The 19,775-nt window shown below is 55.6% G+C and carries 11 protein-coding genes; all 11 read right to left on the bottom strand.

The window, feature by feature from the left end; genetic code table 11:
• Window positions 1–9 precede the first annotated feature (9 nt).
• The 11 genes from SD425_RS08350 to SD425_RS08300 all read right to left on the bottom strand — a co-directional run bounded on the left by SD425_RS08350 (window position 10) and on the right by SD425_RS08300 (window position 19,717).
• Window positions 10–2,661, bottom strand: coding sequence for a glycoside hydrolase family 2 protein (locus SD425_RS08350; protein WP_324677366.1), 2,652 nt, complete (start codon window positions 2,659–2,661; stop codon window positions 10–12).
• Window positions 2,662–2,777: 116 nt separating this feature from the next.
• Window positions 2,778–4,070 carry a sugar MFS transporter gene (locus SD425_RS08345; protein ID WP_324677364.1) on the bottom strand — a complete coding sequence of 431 codons (1,293 nt, stop codon included), beginning with the start codon at window positions 4,068–4,070 and terminating at the stop codon, window positions 2,778–2,780.
• 165 nt (window positions 4,071–4,235) lie between these two features.
• Complete coding sequence (locus tag SD425_RS08340; protein WP_324677362.1) at window positions 4,236–6,593, bottom strand: family 20 glycosylhydrolase; 2,358 nt, start codon at window positions 6,591–6,593, stop codon at window positions 4,236–4,238.
• On the bottom strand, window positions 6,590–7,489 hold the full coding sequence (locus tag SD425_RS08335) for an ROK family protein (RefSeq protein ID WP_324677360.1): 900 nt from the start codon (window positions 7,487–7,489) through the stop codon (window positions 6,590–6,592). Before SD425_RS08335 ends, SD425_RS08340 begins: the two co-directional genes overlap by 4 nt.
• A 271-nt stretch (window positions 7,490–7,760) precedes the next feature.
• Complete coding sequence (gene nagB / locus SD425_RS08330) at window positions 7,761–9,704, bottom strand: glucosamine-6-phosphate deaminase (RefSeq protein WP_324677358.1); 1,944 nt, start codon at window positions 9,702–9,704, stop codon at window positions 7,761–7,763.
• A 112-nt stretch (window positions 9,705–9,816) separates the two neighbouring features.
• Window positions 9,817–11,067, bottom strand: a complete 1,251-nt coding sequence (locus SD425_RS08325) for an ROK family protein (protein WP_324677356.1) — start codon at window positions 11,065–11,067, stop codon at window positions 9,817–9,819.
• Window positions 11,068–11,214: 147 nt separating this feature from the next.
• Window positions 11,215–12,255 (bottom strand): sialidase family protein, encoded by a 1,041-nt coding sequence (locus SD425_RS08320; RefSeq protein ID WP_324677354.1) that lies wholly within the window; start codon window positions 12,253–12,255, stop codon window positions 11,215–11,217.
• A 72-nt stretch (window positions 12,256–12,327) separates the two neighbouring features.
• Complete coding sequence (locus SD425_RS08315; RefSeq protein ID WP_324677352.1) at window positions 12,328–14,724, bottom strand: glycoside hydrolase family 3 N-terminal domain-containing protein; 2,397 nt, start codon at window positions 14,722–14,724, stop codon at window positions 12,328–12,330.
• Window positions 14,725–14,812: 88 nt separating this feature from the next.
• Window positions 14,813–16,675 (bottom strand): glycoside hydrolase family 35 protein, encoded by a 1,863-nt coding sequence (locus SD425_RS08310; protein WP_324677350.1) that lies wholly within the window; start codon window positions 16,673–16,675, stop codon window positions 14,813–14,815.
• Window positions 16,676–16,762: 87 nt separating this feature from the next.
• Window positions 16,763–18,208, bottom strand: a complete 1,446-nt coding sequence (locus SD425_RS08305; RefSeq protein ID WP_324677348.1) for an alpha-L-fucosidase — start codon at window positions 18,206–18,208, stop codon at window positions 16,763–16,765.
• Between the two features lie 27 nt (window positions 18,209–18,235).
• Window positions 18,236–19,717, bottom strand: a complete 1,482-nt coding sequence (locus SD425_RS08300; RefSeq protein WP_324677346.1) for an alpha-L-fucosidase — start codon at window positions 19,715–19,717, stop codon at window positions 18,236–18,238.
• Window positions 19,718–19,775 lie beyond the last annotated feature (58 nt).

Genomic DNA, 19,775 nt, shown 5'->3' with positions numbered 1-19,775 from the left:
GGGCGCTTATTAGTTGCTGCCTGCTACGGGCAGCAGCTGCTTCTCCACGTTCCAACCTTCCACTGACACCACCGGCGCCGTTACATCCGAGGTGGGGGTATAGTCCAGCATCACCGTTTTGCTCTCGCCCGGCAGCACCGACACGTAGTTATCGGTGTAGAACACGGGTAGGATACGCTTCTGCGTTTTGGGGTTTACCAAGGCTAGGCGGTTGAAGAAAGCCACCGGACCGTTGGCGGGATTGGTTAGCGTTACTTCGATTTTATCCTTGGCTCTTTGCTTGGTGGTTACTTTCACTGCTGTTTTGGCCATACCTTTTAGGCCCGAGTACTCGCCTTTGGCATCTGAAAGCCAGTAGAAATTGTTGCTGATGACCTTCTTATTGAAGTCCTGCAACTGAAGCGAAAGGAACATACCTTTCTCCTTTGCCATCTGCCGCACTACCCCGTTCACGGGCAGGTACTTCTTCGACATCGATGGATTGATTTCCACGATTACCTGCGTGACGTTGGTCTTTCTGCCGGCCATGTCGTAGGTGTCGACTACTAGCATCATGTCGCGCTTCACCTCGAAGGTATTGTTGGTAATCATCACCATCGTGTCCACGGGGTTGTACATCACGTGGAGCGGCTCGCTGCCGTTGCGCAAGCCGTAGAGGCAGGCGTTGGGGTCGAGGTAGTAGTCGTACATCTGGCCGCGCATGGCGGTCCAGGGGTTTTGGGTTTTCCAGATGATGCTGCCCGTGTACCACTCCCACATGTGCGAGCTGAAGCCTTCCATGAGGGCGCGGTACTGGTCATAATTCACGAGCTGAGCTTTCAGGCCAAAGTCGCGGGCGTCTTTGGGGGCGCCATAGGGCAGCAGGTACTGCTCGTAGCCGATGTAAGTGTGGTAATCCCACACCGAATCCACTTTCTCGGTGGGCTTGCTTTTCGGACCTAGGTACTGGGGCGGCACCATGTTGGCAGCCGGCAGGAAGCGTTCCAGTGACTCATAATCACCGACGCCTACCGAGCCTACTTCTGAGTTGAAAGGATAGGTTTGGTGCGCCCAAAAGCGGCTGATGGGTTGAATGCCATAGGGTCCGTCGCCATTGCCGCCCTGGTTGTTGTAGGACATGCTGTCTGAGTTGGAGTACGGCACAAACCAGCGCGTGCCGTCGAGTCGGGGCAAGAGGGTATCTTGCATGGCCGTCAGAATATCCTTGGGTGGCGTGATTTCGTTGCCGCCGCACCAGATGGCCAACGAGGGGTAGTTGCGCACCATTTTCACTTGGTCGGCCACCGAGTTCACAAACAGCCGGTGGTCGTTGGGGTACTGGCGGCGGGTCCACTGATCTTCCAGCTTCATAGGGTCCACCCAGCGGCCGTTCGCGTCACCCGACATCCAAAAGTCCTGCATTACGAGCATGCCGTACTTGTCGCAGGCCTCGTAAAACTCGGGCCGCTCGACGAGCGCGCCACCCCACACACGGATAAGGTTCAAATTCATATCGCGGTGAAACCGGATTTCGGTATCGTAGCGCGCCTTGGTGAAGCGCAGCATCGCATCAGAAATAATCCAGTTGCCGCCCTTTATAAATACTTTCTGGCCATTGAGCAGCACTTGCATGCTCTGGGTCTTGTCGTTCCACTGATGGCGGATTTCGCGCACGCCTACCTGCACGTTTTCCTCATCCGATACCGTTTTGCCCCCTACCAGGAACTGCATTTTCAGCTGGTAGAGGTTTTGCGGGCCGTAACCGTTGGGCCACCACAGCTTGGGATTTTGCAGGGTTAGGGCAGGCAAGCTCACCTGCTTAGTGGTGCGCGCAGGCAGGCTCACCGACTGCTTCACCGTCTGGCCCGCTAGGGTGTACTGCACCACGCCGGTTACGGCTTTGGCAGTCGGGTTCTCTAGCTCGGTCGTTACCTGAATAGTGGCGGGCTGCTGCGCGCCTTTGGACTGGCGCACGCCGGGCACGCGGGTGATTATGTGCGGGTTTTTGAGATTGACCTGCTTGGTTTTCTCGATGGTTACTTTGTCCCAAATGCCAGTGTTGCGGTCCCGGATGGGCCGAATCCAGTCCCAGCCTGCGGTGTACTGCGTGGCCACGCCACGGGCAATGGTACCGTCGCCACCTTGGCCGCCGTTGGGGTTGCCCACGGGGTCAGGAGGGTACACCACCACGGCTAGGCGGTTGTTGCCGTCCTTGGCTAGGTAGGGCGTGATATTATAGGTCTGGCGCAAGAACATGCCGTGGTGCGTCTTCTTGTTGAGCTTCTGCCCGTTCAAGAACACCTCACAGCTGTAGTTTACCCCGCGGAAGTGCAGCCACACTTGGTCGTCGCCTTTAGCGGATGCCTCTTTGAAATCCTTGGCAAACCAATACGTGTAGTAGTCGCGGCCCGTTTTGTAGATGTCGGGGATGCGGTTATTGTTCATCCCGAAGAATGGATCGGGCACCTGCTTGTTTTCGAGTTGGGTGGTCAGCACCGTGCCGGGCACCACGGCGGGCAACCAGTTGGTGGTAGCAAAAGACGACTGCGAAATGGCTTGGCCGTCGGCTTTTACCTTGGCAATGGGTGTGGCTTTCCAGCCAGAATTAAGCTCGTAGCGTTGCTGCGCCGCCAAGGGGCTAGCCAGAGTCAGCGCCAGCAGCAGGAGTCGATACTTGTTCATTCGAAAGAACTCAGGAACAGTTTGAAGTAGCGCGGACTTTGCAGTCTCCGCGCCGGCTTAGTGATTAGTGCGTGTTTAATAGAAAGCGCGGACTATAGAGTCCGCGCTACAAGAACCTAGCTCCGTGCTTTGTGCCCGGCCATGCCGTAGTACAGGATGAACAGGTAGCAAGGAATGACCAGCCAATAAGCTTGCTGGGCGCTGAAGTGGTCGGCGAGCCAGCCGTAGAGTGGCGGCAGCACCGCGCCCCCGGCAATAGCCATGATGAGAAAGGACGAACCGATTTTCGTAAACCGACCTAGGCCCGTGATAGCTAGCGGCCAAATAGCGGGAAAAATGAGCGAGTTGGCTAGCCCCAGCAGCGAGATAAATAGCACCGACGTGTAGCCGCTGGTAAACAGCGCCCCCAGTGCAAAAAGTACCCCCGCCACTGCAAAAACCTGTAGCGCCTTTTCCTGGGTGATGAGCTTTGGAATAGCCACAATGCCAATCACATACCCTAGGATCATGGCACCCATTGTGCAGGCCGTAAAGAACTTAGCCGTGGACAGAGCAATGCCTTGCGCTGCCCCGTAACTGATAATGGTGTCGCCGGCAATAACCTCCACGCCTACGTAGAAGAACATGGCTAATGCCCCGAGCAGTAGGTGCGGAAACTGAAGCACGCTAGTCTTGCCTGTGTTGGCAGCGGCTACGGCCTCGTCTTCGTGGTCGGTGTCAATTTCGGGTAGCGAAGAGAAGTAAATCAGCACAGCCAGCAGCACCAGCACGCCAAGCATGATCAGGTACGGCGTCACAACGCGTGAAGCTAGAGCATCTAGTTCGGTGGCTTTCGCGGCGGCATCCATGGTACCGAGGCGCTTGATGAGGGCATCGGCGTCTTTCAAGGCAACAGCACCTAGGGCAATCGGGGCTAGCGCACCGGCCACCTTGTTGCAAATGCCCATTATGCTGATGCGCTTGGCGGCACTTTCGCGCGGACCTAGGATGGTGATGTACGGATTAGCGGCCGTCTGCAAAACTGCTAGGCCGGTACCTTGCACAAACAGCCCCAGCAGAAACAGCCCGTACGTGCGGGTATAGGCTGCCGGAATAAAGATGAGTGCCCCTACGGCCATTACTAATAGCCCCACCGACATACCGTTCTTGAAGCCAGTGCTTTTCAGTACCCACGCCGACGGAATGGCCATTACCAGGTAAGAGATGTAGAAGGCAAAGGCTACCAGATACGACTCAAAGTTGTTGAGTTCGCACGCAATGCGGAGGTAAGGAATCAGAACGGAGTTCAGCCAGGTCACAAAGCCGAAAATGAAGAACAGCGCTCCGATGATCACAATGGATCGGCCCGTTTGCGTCGTGGCCGTCGGCACTGCCGAGGCAGCGGGGGCCGTGGTAGCTACTTTAGACATTCTTTACAAGTTAAAAATGGAGCTAGGGTACGCTTACTTGTGTGAAGGATGTAGAGACGCATACTTGCGTCTCGTCGTTGAACGGCCTGGTCTTGAACAACCTAGCTAAACACCATCAGCAACGACGAGACACAAGTATGTGTCTCTACATCTAATGAACGGGCTTTACTGCACGACAATCTCGTCGGCAAACAACCAGGTGCCGGAGTCCTTCGGATCCGTTCCAGCAGCTTTTGCCTGTGCATTTTTGGCCGTGATTTTGACGAACCGCGCCTTGGTTTTCTTCAGGTCAGCTTTCACCTCGTTGATGGTAGCTTCCTGTTTAGGAGAAGGCGTGACGGGCGCGGAATACACGGTCTTGTACTTCTTCCCGTCCTTCGACACCGCAACTTCCACAGTGGTGGGCAGCAGGATTTTGGAGCCCGTATTTTGCAGGAAGGTGGTCTTAACCGTGGAGATATCCGTCGCCTTTTTCAGATCCAGCGTGGCTACCAAGTCATTGCCTTGGAAACCTAGCCACTGCCCGTCGGTGTGAGTCGTGGAGCCTTTCAAGCCGTCCACTAGCGTTAGAGCGCCTTGGCCTTTGTAGCTCTTGTTTGGCTCGTTGGTGAGCTTGATGGGCATAGCGAAGGCCTTGTGCGTGGTCACCTCCTTAGAAGTAACCTTGCCCATCATCTTACCATTGTCAAAAGAAGCGGCCTTGATGACAGCCGAGTTCGAGACGGCAAACGGCTTGCTGTACGCCTGCGACGAAGCCGTCGGGGCCGAGCCATCGAGGGTGTAGTAGATCTGGGGGCCGGCTGCATCCATCTGCATCGTGACGATGGCCGCGTGCTGGGTGGTGTCGATAGCTAGCTCCTGGTGCACGTTGAAAGCACTCTTCGCGTAGTTGGCCCCGATAGCCTCGTAGCGCTGGTACTGCTTCTGCATACGCTCCTTGAAGCTAGGCCAGTTCTTCTGGCTGGCTGGCGTCCAGAGCACTTCGGATAGTGCCGACATGCGCGGCAGCACCATGTACTCCACCTGCTGCTCCGTCGGGATGTACTCGGTCCAGAGGTTGGCCTGGGCACCTAGGATATACTTCTGTTCCTCGGCGTTCAGCTCTTTCGGCGTAGGCTCGAAGGAATACACCGTGGCGAGCGGCAAGTAGCCACCGATGGATAGCGGCTCCAAGCTAGCTTCGCCCTGGGCGTGGTCGAAATAGACGTAGGCACCGGGCGTCATCACCACGTTGTGCTTTTGCTTGGCGGCATCGGTTCCACCTTCCATGCCGCGCCACGACATCACGGCCGCGTTCGGCGCTAGGCCACCCTCCAAGATTTCATCCCAACCCATAATGGTTCTGCCCTTGGAGTTCACGAATTTCTCCATACGCTGCACAAAGTAGCTTTGCAGTTCGTGCTCACTCTTCAGGTTTTCGGCCTTCATGCGGGCCTGGCACTTGGGGCATTCGTGCCAGCGGGTTTTCGGGGCTTCGTCGCCCCCGATGTGAATGACTTTGCTAGGGAACAGCGGCATCACTTCCGTCAGCACGTCCTGTAAGAACGTAAACGTCTGCTCGTTGCCGGCGCAGAAAATATCGTCGAACACGCCCCACAGTCCCTCTACTTTGAAGGGGCCGCCGGTGCACGACAATTCCGGATACGCCGTGAGGGCCGCCACCGCGTGACCAGGCATCTCAATTTCCGGTACTACCGTGATGTAGCGGTCTTGCGCATACTTCACGACTTCCTTTATCTGCTCTTGCGTGTAGAAGCCGCCGTAGCGAATGTTGTCGAACTTATGCGGCTGGTCGGTGTAGTGGCCGATGAGCGTGCCGTCGCGCCACCCGCCTACCGACGTCAGCTTGGGGTACTTCTTAATCTCGATGCGCCAACCCTGGTCATCTGTGAGATGCCAATGGAAGGTATTCATCTTGTGCATCGCCAGAAAGTCGATGTACTTCTTCACAAACTCAACTGAGAAGAAGTGCCGACTCACATCTAGGTGCATACCGCGCCAGTCGTAGCGCGGCTTATCGGTTACTTCTACTGCCGGAATGCTTGCGGCCGTGGCGGAGCGCTGCGCCGGTAGCAGTTGCCGAATGGTCTGGGTGCCCAAAAACAATCCTTGGGGCTTGCTAGCCGCCAACACAACTTGCGCAGGCTGCACCTTGAGCGTGTAGCCTTCGGGACCTAGGTTTTCGGTGGGCTGCGCAAGTGTCAGGTAAATTCCGCCGGTACTTTGCTTGCCCGGCGTTGCTTGCACCACCTGCGGCTGCACACCGGTCGCTAGCTTTATCTGCTGGCTCAACGATTGCCCAATGTTCCGCAACTCCTCATTTTTGGGGTCGACGTAAATCTTGGTATCAGAGGTGATGGCAAAACTGCCGCTTTGGGGCGTGAGCTGCACTGGCTGCGGAATAATCGATAGCGCCTGCGAGCTAGCAGGAGCTTGCTGGCCGTACGCAGGCCCGACCAACAAACCGACACTATTTCCTAGGCTGAGCACAGCAGCCAGTGACACCAAGGATTTCCGGATCATAGAGAAAGCACTTTATGGGGGTGGGAAGTATGCTCATGCTTCATTTTGCAGAGGGCGGCGGCGCCCAGCACAGCAGCATTATCGATGGCGGATGGTTCAACCACCAGCCGTTCTGCTACGATCTTGAACGGGAACTCCCGGAGGCTTTCGTACATGCCGTCCCGGAAATAATCGAAGCATTTACTCACGGAGCCACCCAAGAAAATTGCCTCAGGCGAAAGCGCAAACAAGATGGTCTTAAGAGCGTTGCCTAGATGCCGACCGTAGGTTGCAAAAACGTTTAAGGCGTCAGGGTCACCTAGGATTGCCAGATTATGCCACTCCCCACCCGAGCGACTCGTTTGCTGGGTGAAGAACTTGCCGCTGCAATAATCCTCAATAGTTTTGTCGAGGTAAGGCACACTTCCGAATTCGCCGGCGCTGGAAAGCGTCCCCGAGTACACATCATGGTTGATGATGATGCCGGCCCCAAACCCTGTTCCGAGTGCGATACCCACCAGGTTTGCGTACGGCTTTCCCTTGCCATAAATCTTTTCGCCCACGGCAAAAGCGTTGGCGTCATTAGTGAGGTACACCGGCTTATCGAGGTGGCTCACCAAGTAGTCTTTCAGATGGACTTCTTGCCAGGAAGGGATGTTCTGCACGTTGTGGACGATGCCATTTGCCTCATCCACCAGCCCCGGCACCCCGATGCCTATGCCAACCACATCGGCATCAATAAAAGAGTCCAAGTTGCGCACCAGCTCCCCTAGGATCTGCTCCTTAGGCGCACTGGCGGAGGTCTCAAACTTGGTCTCCTGAATTATCTCCCCATCCTGCACGACACCGATCTGAATCTTTGTCCCGCCAATATCTATTCCTATGTACTTGTTATTGGTCATGCGATTTCGATACATGTACTTCTTCTGATTTCCTCCGAAAAGCAGAAGTACTCTCTTCCTATAGAGAAAAACTCTTATACCACCGGCTTACACTTCCTCAACCAAAGCTAGCGCTAAGATTAGAAGCTCCCCTCCTTTTTTAAGGAGGGGTTGAGGTGATTCCTTGACGTTGAACGATAAACTAACTCTAGTTTTTTAGCTCTAGCCGGACCACCCCCAACCCCTCCTTAGAAAAGGAGGGGAGCTAGCTTTCTAGCACTAGTGCTAATCACCTTGCTAGGTATAGCTAGAACTTCCAGCGTACGAAAGCTTCCATGGCCTCGTAGTCGGCTAGGCCTAGCTTGTCGTACTGCTGGGCCGTTTCGCGATTGCGCTGCTCAGCGCGCACCCAGAACTCGCGGGAGTCGTCGCCGGGGAACACGGGGGTATCCTTCTGCGACTGGTGCTTGAAGATGGCGTTGCGCTTGCGAATCACCTCCTGCGGCGACAACGGAACGGCCATTTCGATTTCGTAAGGCTTAAACTCGTGCCAAGCGCCACGGTACATCCACATCCAGCAGTCTTCCACCCACGCCTCCGTTTTCTTGAGGCGACGCAACGACTCCGTCACAATGTTAAAGCACACAATGTGCGTACCGTTGGGGTCGGCAAAGTCACCGGCGACAAACACCTGTTGCGGCTTCACTTGCTGCAACAGCTCCATTGTCAGCTCAATGTCCTTGTCGGTCACCGGATTCTTGGAGGTCTTACCCGATTCGTAGAAGGGCAGCGCCTGGAAGTGAATGTGGTCGTCCTGCAAACCCGCATAACGAGCACCGGCAATGGCCTCACTCTTCCGAATAAAGCTTTTCACATTCCGAATTTCCTGGGTGTCAATCTGATTGGGCTGCTTATACTGGATAAACTGCCGCATGCTCTCGTAGATCGACTGCAAGTGGCTGGTGTCTTTTCCTAGGCTCGCATCGAAGTCGATGGCAAACTCCATGTAGCGCAGCACGTCATCATCCCACACGGCGGTGTTGCCGGAGGTTTGGTAGGCCACATGCACGTCGTGCCCCTGGTCGATAAGGCGGATGAACGTGCCGCCCATCGAAATCACGTCGTCGTCGGGGTGGGGAGAGAATACGATGGAACGCTTCTTCTCCGGCAACGCACGCTCCGGGCGCTGCGTGTCATCGGCGCCGGGCTTGCCACCGGGCCAACCCGTAATGGTATGCTGGAGCTTATTGAAAATGTGGATGTTGATAGTATACGCCGGGCCGCGTTCGGTCACCAGCTGGGCCATGCCGTTGTTGTTGTAATCTTCGTCGGTGAGCTTCAGGATGGGCTTGCAGAGCTTGTTCGAAAGCCAGATAACAGCCTTCTTGATCAGCATCTCAGTCCACACACAGTCTTTCACCAGCCAAGGCGTGTCGAAGCGCGTCAGCTCGGAGGCAGCGTCGGCGTCCAGCACAAACTCCACGTTGTCGGCTAGCTGCAAGTAGGTAGCAGGCACCTCGCCCGACACCTCCCCTTCCACGGCTTTCTTGATGATGGGCGCTTTTTTGCCGCTCCATGCCATCAACACAATTTCGCGGGCTTTGAAGATGGTGCCGATGCCCATGGTAATGGCCTTAGTGGGCACGTTCTCTTTGCCGCCGAAGTCGCGCGAGGCGTCGCGGCGGGTGAGGTCGTCCAGCGTCACGAGGCGCGTACCTGAGTTCGGCGCCGAGCCCGGCTCGTTGAAGCCCACGTGGCCCGTACGGCCGATACCTAGGATTTGAAAATCCAGCCCGCCATACGACTCAATCTGACGCTCGTAGTCGAGGCAGAAGGCGGCTACCTCTTCCGGCGCTAGGGTACCATCGGGGATATGAATGTTCTCCCGCTCGATATCGATGTGGTTGAACAGGTTTTCGTTCATGAACGTCACGTAACTCTGCGGCGCCGTCGGCTGCATCACGTAGTACTCGTCCAGGTTGAAAGTCACCACGTTGCGGAAGCTCAACCCCTCTTCGCGGTGCAAGCGCACCAGCTCTTCGTACACCCCAACCGGCGTGGCGCCGGTAGCTAGCCCCAGTACAGCTTTTTGCCCGGTTCCCTGCTTACTTCTGATCAGTTCGGCAATACGCTCCGCAACCTTGGCGGAGGCAACATCCTTGTTCGGATAAACGGTCACGGGAAGTTTCTCAAAGCGAGTTTCTTCCAGAAGGTTCAATCGGGTCTTGATCGGTAGCGCGACGTTTTGCATTGGTGCGAGGCTTGGGAGTTTGCGGAAATGCTTATGTTCTTGTTTCGATGCGAGGGGAAGCGCCAGCGGAGCTAGGTCGTCCAGTTAGAGGCAGCGGGGTTGTCGCTCAGGCTCATGCTAGCTCCATGTAGCTTTCGAAGATGTTCTCCATCACCGTGGCGACGGAACCTAGGATCACGGCATTGGTACCTAGCTCCGAAACCATGATGCTGGTCTTTTCCCGGAGTTGGGTCATGCAGTACGTGTTGATGGCCTGCTGAATAGCGGGCATCAAGAACTGCTTGGCCTGCGCAATCTCGCCCCCTAAAATGATCAGCTCCGGGTTGAAAAGCTGAATCAGGATGGCGATGCCTTTGCCTAGGTTAGTGCCCACTTCGGCCAGAATGTTGATGGCAAACTGGTCGCCGTCGTTGGCCGCGCTGATCACCTGTTCGGGCTCCAGCTGCTCTATCTCGTAGGCAGACAGCTTGTTGAGCAAGGTGTTCTGTCCCGCCTTAATGCCTTCTCTTGCGTTCCGGACGATGGCACTCCCAGATGCTACCGTTTCGAGGCAGCCGCGCTTGCCGCAGTGACAAAGCGCGCCGCCTTCCACGAGCGGGATGTGCCCAAACTCACCGGCAAAGCCCGAAGCACCGCTGCGAAGCTTGCCATCAAGTAGCACGCCCATACCGATGCCCCAATCCATGGACAGCACCAGCACGTCGCGCCGGCCGTGGGCCAACCCAAAACGGTACTCCGCTAGCGTTGCGCTCTTGGCATCGTTCTGAATAAAGACCGGCTTGCCAAATCGATGCTCCAGCAGCTGTTGCAACGAATCTGGCTCCTCGGTGGTGAGCAGGTAGGTTTGGTTGTTTCCCTCTTTCGAGGACACCAAACCCGGCATGCTAATACCCACACCCACTAACTTCTTCGGGTCAATTCCCGAAGCCTGTATCAGTTCGCTTGCGTGCGCATATACTTGCTCCAGGGCACCTAGGTCTTTGGTAAGTTCAATACTGAACGTTTGTACCCCTATGATAATCTGGTTGTTATTATCAAAAATGGCCATCCGCGTTTTGAACTTCTCGATCTGGATGCTCAGCACAAACAGCGACCGGTCGCAGAGCCCGTATAGCTCCGGCTTGCGGCCACCTATCGATTTGCCCCTACCCTGCTTTTCTACCAGCCCCTCCACGATAAGCTCGTTGAGCATGGCAATAGAAGTAGGCGAGCTAATATTAAAGCGGCTGCAAATATCAGCGTTAGTTTTCGCTCCTTTTACATACAAGTGCTTGACGATCTTCAGCTTCTGTATGTATTTCCGGCGCTCAATGTTGTTGAGCCGAGCTAGGTGCGTTTCCTCCAGTGCTAGTAAAGACCCCATCTGAAAGCTGCTCCAATTGTTTTGATAAATGAAGCTAAACTTTTCGTGAAGTCAAAATACTTATGTTAAATCTTTATAAAAGTTATTACAGAACTGCGAAAGAATTAGAGAACGGAGCCAGTTATCGCAAGCAGCTACCTAGGTTGACTACTTAGCTTGCAGCACCACGTGTTTGATGTTTTTCCGGTCGTAGGTGTAGGTGATGTGCACGCGGCCGTCGCGGGTCTGAATGATGGCGGGGTAGCTGTATTCCTCCTTGGTTCCGTTTTCTAGCACGGCTACGTCGCGCCACGTCTGCCCATCCTTCGACTGGGCCACTCGCAGTTTGCTACGGCCATTAAACCAATCTTTCCCAGGCACATCAGGGTTGTACACCAGCAGTTGCGACCCATCCTTTAGCGTTACGGCATCGGTACCCGAGTTCGGGTTGAGCAAAGACGTCTTAGACAAAGCGCCCCACGTGTTACCGCCGTCCGTCGACCATGCTTGCACCACACTGCCCTGCTTGCTGCGACACAAAATCTGCAGCCGATTGCCAGGATACACCAGAATGCTAGGTTGAATCACGTCGAACGTGGAGGCGTTATCCACCGGAATTATCTGCCACGTCTGACCTAGGTCGGTCGATTTCTCCAGGTGGACTTTCCAGCGCTCCGTTTTCTCCTCGATACTCGACGGGGCCAAGATGGTCCCGTTGGCTAGTTGCACCGGCTTGTTTTTGATGGGGCCTAACACGCCCGCTGGCAACCGGCGCGGAGTTGACCACGTCTGGCCCTCATCTGCGGAGGTTTTGACCATGCCCCACCACTCCCGCGGGTTCGGCCCAACTTTATAGAACAAGAACAGCTTGCCCTCGCGCGCTTTGAACAGGACGGGGTTCCAGGTCGGATAGCGCAATGTGTCGCTCACCACGCCATCGGCTACCGACCTAGGTTGTGAAACACTACCTGCTTTGCTAATGGTTGTCAACCAGATATTTACCTCTTTACTCCCTTCATACGGGCCGCCAAAATAAGCCACCAAGAGGTTTCCCCCAGTCTCTTCCACTAGCGTAGACGCGTGGCACTGCTGAAACGGGGGCGTGGTGAAAAGCAACTCTTCCTTGGTCTTCACCCAGGTAGTTTGGGCCCTTATGCTCGCGGGAAAGCTTAGCAGAAAAGCTGAAGCAAGTAAAAGGTGCTTTTTCATATCTTAGTAAGTAAAAGCCTCGTAATCAACACTTGGCAAGAAGATCGTTGCTGCGGAACGTGGCCTGCAACGTTACTTTGCAGCCGTGGCTAACTTAATTGCATTAGCAACCTTGAACTGCGTTTTCACCTTGATGTCATCTGACGAGCCGCCCACCATCGCCGTGAAGGTGCCGGGCTCCACGACCCACTCCATCTTGGTGTTGAGTAGCATCAGGTCTTCGGCGGTCAGCTCAAAGTCGACTTCCTTCTGCTCGCCGGCTTTCAGCGCGAGGCGTTGAAATTTCTTCAGCTGCTTCACGGGTGTCACGACCGAGCTAGCATCATCGCTGAGGTAAAGCTGCACTACTTCGTCGCCGGCCCGAGAGCTGGTGTTTTTCACGTTGAACCGCACGCGGGCTTGCACAGCGCCGTTACTTTCCGTGGTATTCACTTGCAAGTCAGCGTACTCAAACTTGCTGTAGCTCAAGCCGTAGCCGAAGCTGTAGAGTGGCTTGGAATCCATTTCCACGTAGTCGCGCCGTTCCGGGCGCTTGGCATTGTAGTACACCGGCAGCTGGCCCACCGACTTAGGCACCGAAATCGTCAGACGACCAGCGGGGTTGTAGTCGCCAAAGAGCACGTCGGCAATGGCGTTGCCGCCTTCCTGGCCGGGGTACCAGGCATCGAGCATAGCCGGTACATGGGCAGCCATCCAGTTCAGGTTCAGTGGCCGCCCTTTGATGAGCACCACGACTACCGGCGTGCCAGTTTTCACCACGGCTTGGAGTAGCGCCTGCTGCTTGCCTAGCAAGTCGAGGGTAGCACGGTCGTAGCCTTCGCCGCTTTCCATATCGCTGATGGCTTGGGCACCGCCGGCCGCCGTTACATTGGCCGCGCCGGTGCTCTGGTACTCCGTTTTGAAGTCGCGGGCGCTAGAGCCGCCGAGCACGACGACAGCTACCTCGGCATTGCGGGCAGCTTGTACAGCCGCCGCAATATCCACGTTCGTCGTATCCCGAATCGCGCAACCCTTCACGTATGTCACCTTCGTGCCCGCCGACACTTTGCTTTTAATGCCTTCCAGCACCGTCACAATATTGCTTTCGGGCTGGGGCGCGGTGTAGTCGCCGAGCTGGTTGTAGATGTTGTCGGCGTTTGGGCCAATAACGGCAATACTTTTCAGGGACTTAGCAAGCGGCAACAAGTCTTTGTCATTCTTCAGCAGCACTACCGATTCGCGCGCTACCTGACGAGCTAGCTCCACGTTGGCCGGGCTCTTCACCAGCTTGGTTACCTTCTTGGGGTCAACGTACGGGTTTTCAAACAGGCCCATCTCGAACTTCAGACGCAATACGCGGGATACGGCGCGGTCCAGAATTTCGGTGGAAACGAGCTTTTGGTTGAATGCGGCGAGCAGTTCCTTGTCGTAGCCGTAGCCGCTTAGGTCGTCGTCTAGTCCGGCGTTTATGGCCAGAGCCGCAGCTTCTGGCGGAGTGGCCGCTACGTGGTGACTGGTGAGAATACCGCTGATGCTACCTAGGTCGGAGACGGTAAAGCCCTGAAAACCCCACTGCTTGCGCAGCAAATCAGTGAGCAGAAACTCGTTCGAAGAACACGGCACCCCGTCGATGGAGTTGTAAGACGTCATCACCGACAAAATGCCGGCCTTCACCGCGGCGTGCACGGGTGGCAGAAAGCTTTGGTACAGCTCCCGATACCCGGTGCTAATGCTACCGCCGTTGTGGCCGCCTTCGGGCACGCCGTAGGCCGCGAAGTGCTTCAACGTAGAAATCACATTGGTGCCGCTTTTCAGGCTAGCTCCCTGCAAGCCCTTCACCATGGCCACGCCCATTTGGCTGGTGAGCACGGGGTCTTCGCCGTAGGTTTCTTCCACCCGCGACCAGCGCGGCTCGCGGGCTAGGTCCAGCACCGGGCCGTAGCCGATGTGGCCGCCCTGCACCCTAATCTCAGCCGCAATAGCCGACGCCATACGCTGTACCAGAGCCGGGTCCCAGGTGCTACTCTGCCCAATAGACGTCGGGAAAACCGTTGTGCCGATGGCCATGTGACCGTGCGGACATTCCTCCGCTAGAAATACGGGAATACCAAGCCGGGTGTGCTCCACGGCGTACTTCTGCAAGGCATTCGCTGCCTCAGCTGCCTGAACGGGGTTGAGGCCGGTTGTTAAGGTTTTTTTCGTCCAAGGGTCGGCGCGCAGGGTGGCCCACAGGCCGCCAATGTGGCGCTCGTCCATGGCCTTTTTGTACGCCTCACTAATGCCAACCTTCTGACCCTCTTTCTGGTACATCTCCCACCCTAGTATCGTCGAGAGCTGCCCCACTTTTTCTTCCACTGTCATGCGCCCGAGCAGGTCGTTGACCCTAGCTTCGGTCGAGGCTTTGCTGTCTTTGTAAAGCGGCTTAGTTTTCTGGGCGTAAGTGGCGGTGGCGCCAAGCAGGCATAAGCCGAGGGTAAAGTGCTTGATCATGCGGGAAACAGAATGTAGAAACACGCCACGGCGCGTTTGTCGTTGAACGACACGCCACGCGGCAAATAGAATATAGGAAAGCGCCAGCCTATTGAGCTGCTTCCAAAATCGGCTTATCCGTTGTCTTCAAGTCCTTTTGCAGCACGTCGTTCTGCTGCTCCAGAATCACCACGTCGTTTTTGCCTTTGTTTAGCCAGCAGCCGGGCAGATACAAGGTTTGCTGCGGCCCGACTTTCCAATAACGACCTAGGTTATGGCCGTTCACGAACACAATGCCCTTGCCCCAGCCGCGCATGTCCAAGAACACGTCGCCGGTTTGCTTCGCGTCGAAAGAGCCGGCGTACAACGTGGGCTTGCCTTCTTTGTTCTTGGCGGTGTACTTGGCTAGGTCCGGCACCTTGTCGAAGGGCAGCTTATACATGTTCCAGTCGCCGGTGACTTCGGAGCCGTTGATGACGATTGGCGAAATGATGCCTTTGGTGTTGTGCACGATGTCGGCGCCGTAGTTGATGCGGCCCATGTTCTCCACCAGCAGCTCCAGCGTCGCGTTGAATGGAATGGTTACGTCCAGTTCGTACTTGTTATCCTGCCGGTTCAGCTCGCCCACTTTCTTGCCGTTCACATACACCGTGGCAAAGTCACGCAGGCCTTTTACTTGGAGTTTGCCCTGTACTGGCTGGGTAAAGCGTCGGCTATAGAGGACGTAGCCGTGGCCTTGGTTTAAGTCTTCGAAGGAAAGTGGCGTGTCGTTGACAACGGGCTTACTATCTTTCTTCAGATCAAACAGATCGACGGTTTTGCTGAGTGCAATAGGCGGTAGTGCTATCACGGGTATCTGAGCCGGAACTGCCGGAACTGGGTACTTCACGTACTTCTTCATCAACTCCCGAACGGCGGTATACTTGAGCGTCGCCCAACCGGCCTCGCTGATGGGCGCGTCGTAGTCGTAACTCGTGATATCAGGCTGAATCTCGTGCTCCTCGTTGTAGTTAGCGCCCGAGGTAAAGCCGAAGTTAGTGCCCCCGTGCACCATGTAGAAGTTGAAGTTTACTTCGCTTTTCAGGTAGGTCTCAATCTGCTTGCTCACCTGCTCGGAGTTCACACGGGTGAAAGGCTCCCCCCAGTGGTCGAGCCAGCCGGGGTAGTACTCGGCCACCATATAAGGACCTTTGCCGCCGTTGTACTGATTGACCGCCTTTTTCAGATTTTCCACGTTGCCTTCGCCGTTGGCCGTGGGCAGGGCGCCAGCCGTAGCACCGCCTTCAAACAGCGTGGCGGCATCGGAGGTAAAGAATGGCCCCTCAAAGCCTGCATCCATCAATTGCTTCTTAATGGCAGCATTGTACTTGCGGTGCTCTTCCAGCGGAATATCCTTGCGCTGATCTACGTACGACCCAAACTCATTCTCCACCTGGGTCATGATGATGGGGCCGCCTTTGCTTACCTGCATGCCCTTCACCTGCTGGGCTAGCTTGTTGATGTAGACTTTGCAAGAGTCTAGGAAAGGCTGATTGTTGGCCCGAATAACTAAGTCTTTGTTCTTCTGCAACCACCATGGGTAGCCCCCAAACTCCCACTCCGCGCAGGCGTAGGGCCCCGGCCGCAGGATGACGAAAAGTCCTTCCTCCTGGGCCGTTTTGAGGTATTCGGCTAGGTTGTGGTTGCCAGTTTTGAAATCCCATATGCCCGGAGCCGTGTTGTGGTAATTCCAGAACACGTAGGTCGCTACCGTATTCAGGCCCATGGCCCGCATCATCTTCAGCCGATGCCGCCAATATTCCCTCGGTACGCGGGCGTAGTGCATTTCGCCCGAGTGAATCTGAGTGGCCTTGCCGTCGTAGAGAAACTGCCCGTCCTTTATCTCAAACGTGTGTTTCTTCTGCGCGTGGGCTGACAAGCTAGCTAGCAGCAGCAAGCACGTTAGACCACGGATGAGTATAGCTTTTACCATGAGCGGTATCGATTTGAGAGAATAGCCGTGAGAAGCATATCGTTCTGACAGGGTGAGGCGCTTTACCCCAACCCCATCAGAACGAACTTACTCCGCTGAAAAAGCGAAAGCTAGGGCTGGGTATGCACCGGCTTGCTTGGCTAGCGTCGCGGGCAACACCACCTTCACCTTGTCGCCTTCTTTGGTCCACTTCACGGTTTTTCCGGTTTGGAGCAAGGTTATTTTGCTGCCTTTTTTCGGGGTGTTGCCGGTCCATTCCACTGTAGTAGGCGCCGCTTTGTCTTCGGGCAAGCAGGCAATGGCGTAACACGTGCCTTTCTTGCCCTGGGTGAAGTAGGTGCTGCCGTCCTGGAAGCGGTCGGTGGCGCGGGTGCTGTAGATGGCGTCGCCGTTCACGTCCAGCCATTTACCAATAGCCTCTAGCCGCGTCACGGCTTCATTGTCCAGAGTGCCGTCGGGTTTGGGCCCCACACCTAGCAGCAGGCTGCCACCCTTGGCCACTACCTCAACTAGGGAATGAATGATCTTCGTCGGCGACTTGTACTTGTCGTTTGGCACGTAACCCCAGTTGTTAGCTAGGGTCAGGCAGCTTTCCCATGGGTTATCTATCTTGTTCTCAGGCACCTTCTGCTCAGGCGTCTGGTAGTTTTCGTACGGGCCGTGCACGGTGCGGTCTACCATCAGCAAGCCGGGTTGCGCCTGCCGGGCCATGGTGGCAATGCGAGGCATATCCACATCCTGGCTGAACTCCGGGATGGGAGCTCCCCAGGAGCGAACTTCCGCATTCACGGTTTCCTTGGGCCGCACCCAGCCACCGTCGAGCCACAGAATATCCATGGATCCGTAGTCGTGCATCAGCTCACTGATCTGGTTGTACGTGAACTGCTTGTACTGATTCCACCGCCACGAATACTTCTTGATGTCGTAGTTGACGTTGCGATTGGGCGTGGCGTACTTCGACCACCAGAAGTTTTGCGAGTGCCAGTCGGGCTTCGAGAAGTAAGCCCCGATCATAAAGCCTTCCTTGCGAAACGCGTCGAACACGTACTTGGCCACGTTCGACCTAGGGTTGTCTTTGAAGGGGCCGTTGGTGATTTTGAAGTCCGATTGCTTCGTGTCGAACATGTTGAAGCCGTCGTGGTGCTTGGTGGTGAACACCAGGTAGCGCATGCCGGCCTTTTTGGCCACGCTCGCCCACTGCTCGGGGTTGAACTTCACCGGGTTAAACTCCTTGTTCAAGCCCCAATACCACTTTTTGTAATCCTCGTAGGCAATGGTGCTGTCGCGCTCAATCCAGTCTTCGGAGCAAATTTGCCACGATTCGATGATGCCCGGCACCGCGTACAAGCCCCAGTGAAGAATCAGCCCAAACTTCTGGTCACGCCATTTTTCCAGCTTTTGCTTTACCAGCGGGTCGGTGGGCGCTTCGTACGTAGTTGACTGCTGGTGAATGCCTTGCTCCTGGGCACGCAATGGCAAGGAGCTAGCCGCAGTAAGCAGCGCCAGAGCTAGGGTAACTTTCTTTAAATCCATATGCGAGTAGTCTGAAGTTTCCGCCAGTTACCTGTTTTCCGGTAGCACAGCTTGCTTGTAAAGTCCGATTGATGAAAGCGTAGGATTCAACCTAGACGAGGTGATGCGAAGGCGTAAGTACTGCGCTTGGAGCGGTTCAAACTTAAGTATCCGCTTGAAGCCCACGGTGGTACCAGCCGCTACCGTTCTCCAGTCTTCACCGCTCTTGTATTCCAACACAAAGTTTTCGATGCGCTGCCCGACGGCAATATTTTCCTGCAACTGTAGCACGTCGAAATCTTGCGGCGACGGCAGCGTGAAGTTGATCGTTGCCGTGGTGTCAGTGCCGGTGGTAGTCCAATAGGTGGTGTACTTGTCGTCTAGCATGGCCTTCACTTGGCCAGCATTGGTGCCACTTACCTGGGCACTTCTCAACAAATTTTTAGAGTACGTCTTCGCAATTGCCGCTTTCCATGCTTTCAGGCTGGCAATATCATTTTGATTGATCAAGCCTCTTTTATCGGGCGGAATATTCAGGAGCAGCACCCCGTTTCGGCCCACCGAGCTGTTGTAAATATCCAGCAGCTGCGCCGGCGTTTTGACCTTGGTATCTTCCGCCGGATGATGAAACCAGCCCGGGCGGATGGACACGTCGATTTCGGCCGGGTACCACACCAGGCTTTGCGCATTCTTGATTTTGGCTCGACTACCTAGGTCATCCTCCATCATATTTTTGGGAGCAAAGGCCGCTTCCTTCTGGGAGTTGGCGGCCACGTTGTCCTGGCGCTGTGCCTCCATCGGTACCACGCTCCATTCGGTTTCGCGGCCGTAGCCCGATTCGGTGCCTACCCACCGTACGTCGGGGCCCATCACGGCAATAGCGGCCGTGGGCTGCAACTTGCGGATGAGCGCGTACCAGCGGTTGAAATCATACACTTGCTTCTTGCCGGTAGGACCTTCGCCGTTGGCCCCATCAAACCACACCTCATCCACGCGGCCATAGTTGGAGAGCAGCTCCGTGAGTTGGTTCACGAAGTAGTTATTGTACTTGGCCGAGTCCCCGAAGAACTTTGAGTTTCTATCCCAGGGCGACAAATACACACCAAAACCTAGCCCGTAGGCGTGACAGGCGTCGGCAACTTCTCTTACTACGTCGCCCTTGCCCTTTTTCCACGGACTATTTTTCACGGAATGCTCCGTGTACTTCGAAGGCCACAAACAGAAGCCGTCGTGGTGTTTGGCCGTTATAATTACTTGCTTGATTCCGCCTTCCTTACAAGCGCGCACCCATTGCTTGGCGTCGAGCGCCGTGGGGTTGAATAGCTGCGGGTTCTCCGTGCCATCCCCCCACTCTTTGTTGGTGAAGGTGTTCATTCCGAAGTGAATGAAGCCGGTCAGTTCTAATTGTTGCCACCGCAGTTGCCGGGGGGAAGGCGTTACGTTGGCTGCCTTCCGAATTATATCTGTTTCGGCGCTCCCTGCGGCAATTTTCGAGTAGTTCTTCTCCGTATAGATTTGGGCAAAACTCACGTAAGGTGTCACCCCCCAACAACCGGCCAGTAGTAGTGGCACGGCCTTCTTCCATCTC

Source organism: Hymenobacter sp. GOD-10R, assembly GCF_035609205.1.
Classification (GTDB): Bacteria; Bacteroidota; Bacteroidia; order Cytophagales; family Hymenobacteraceae; genus Hymenobacter.
This window is presented reverse-complemented; position numbering and strand designations above follow the sequence as displayed.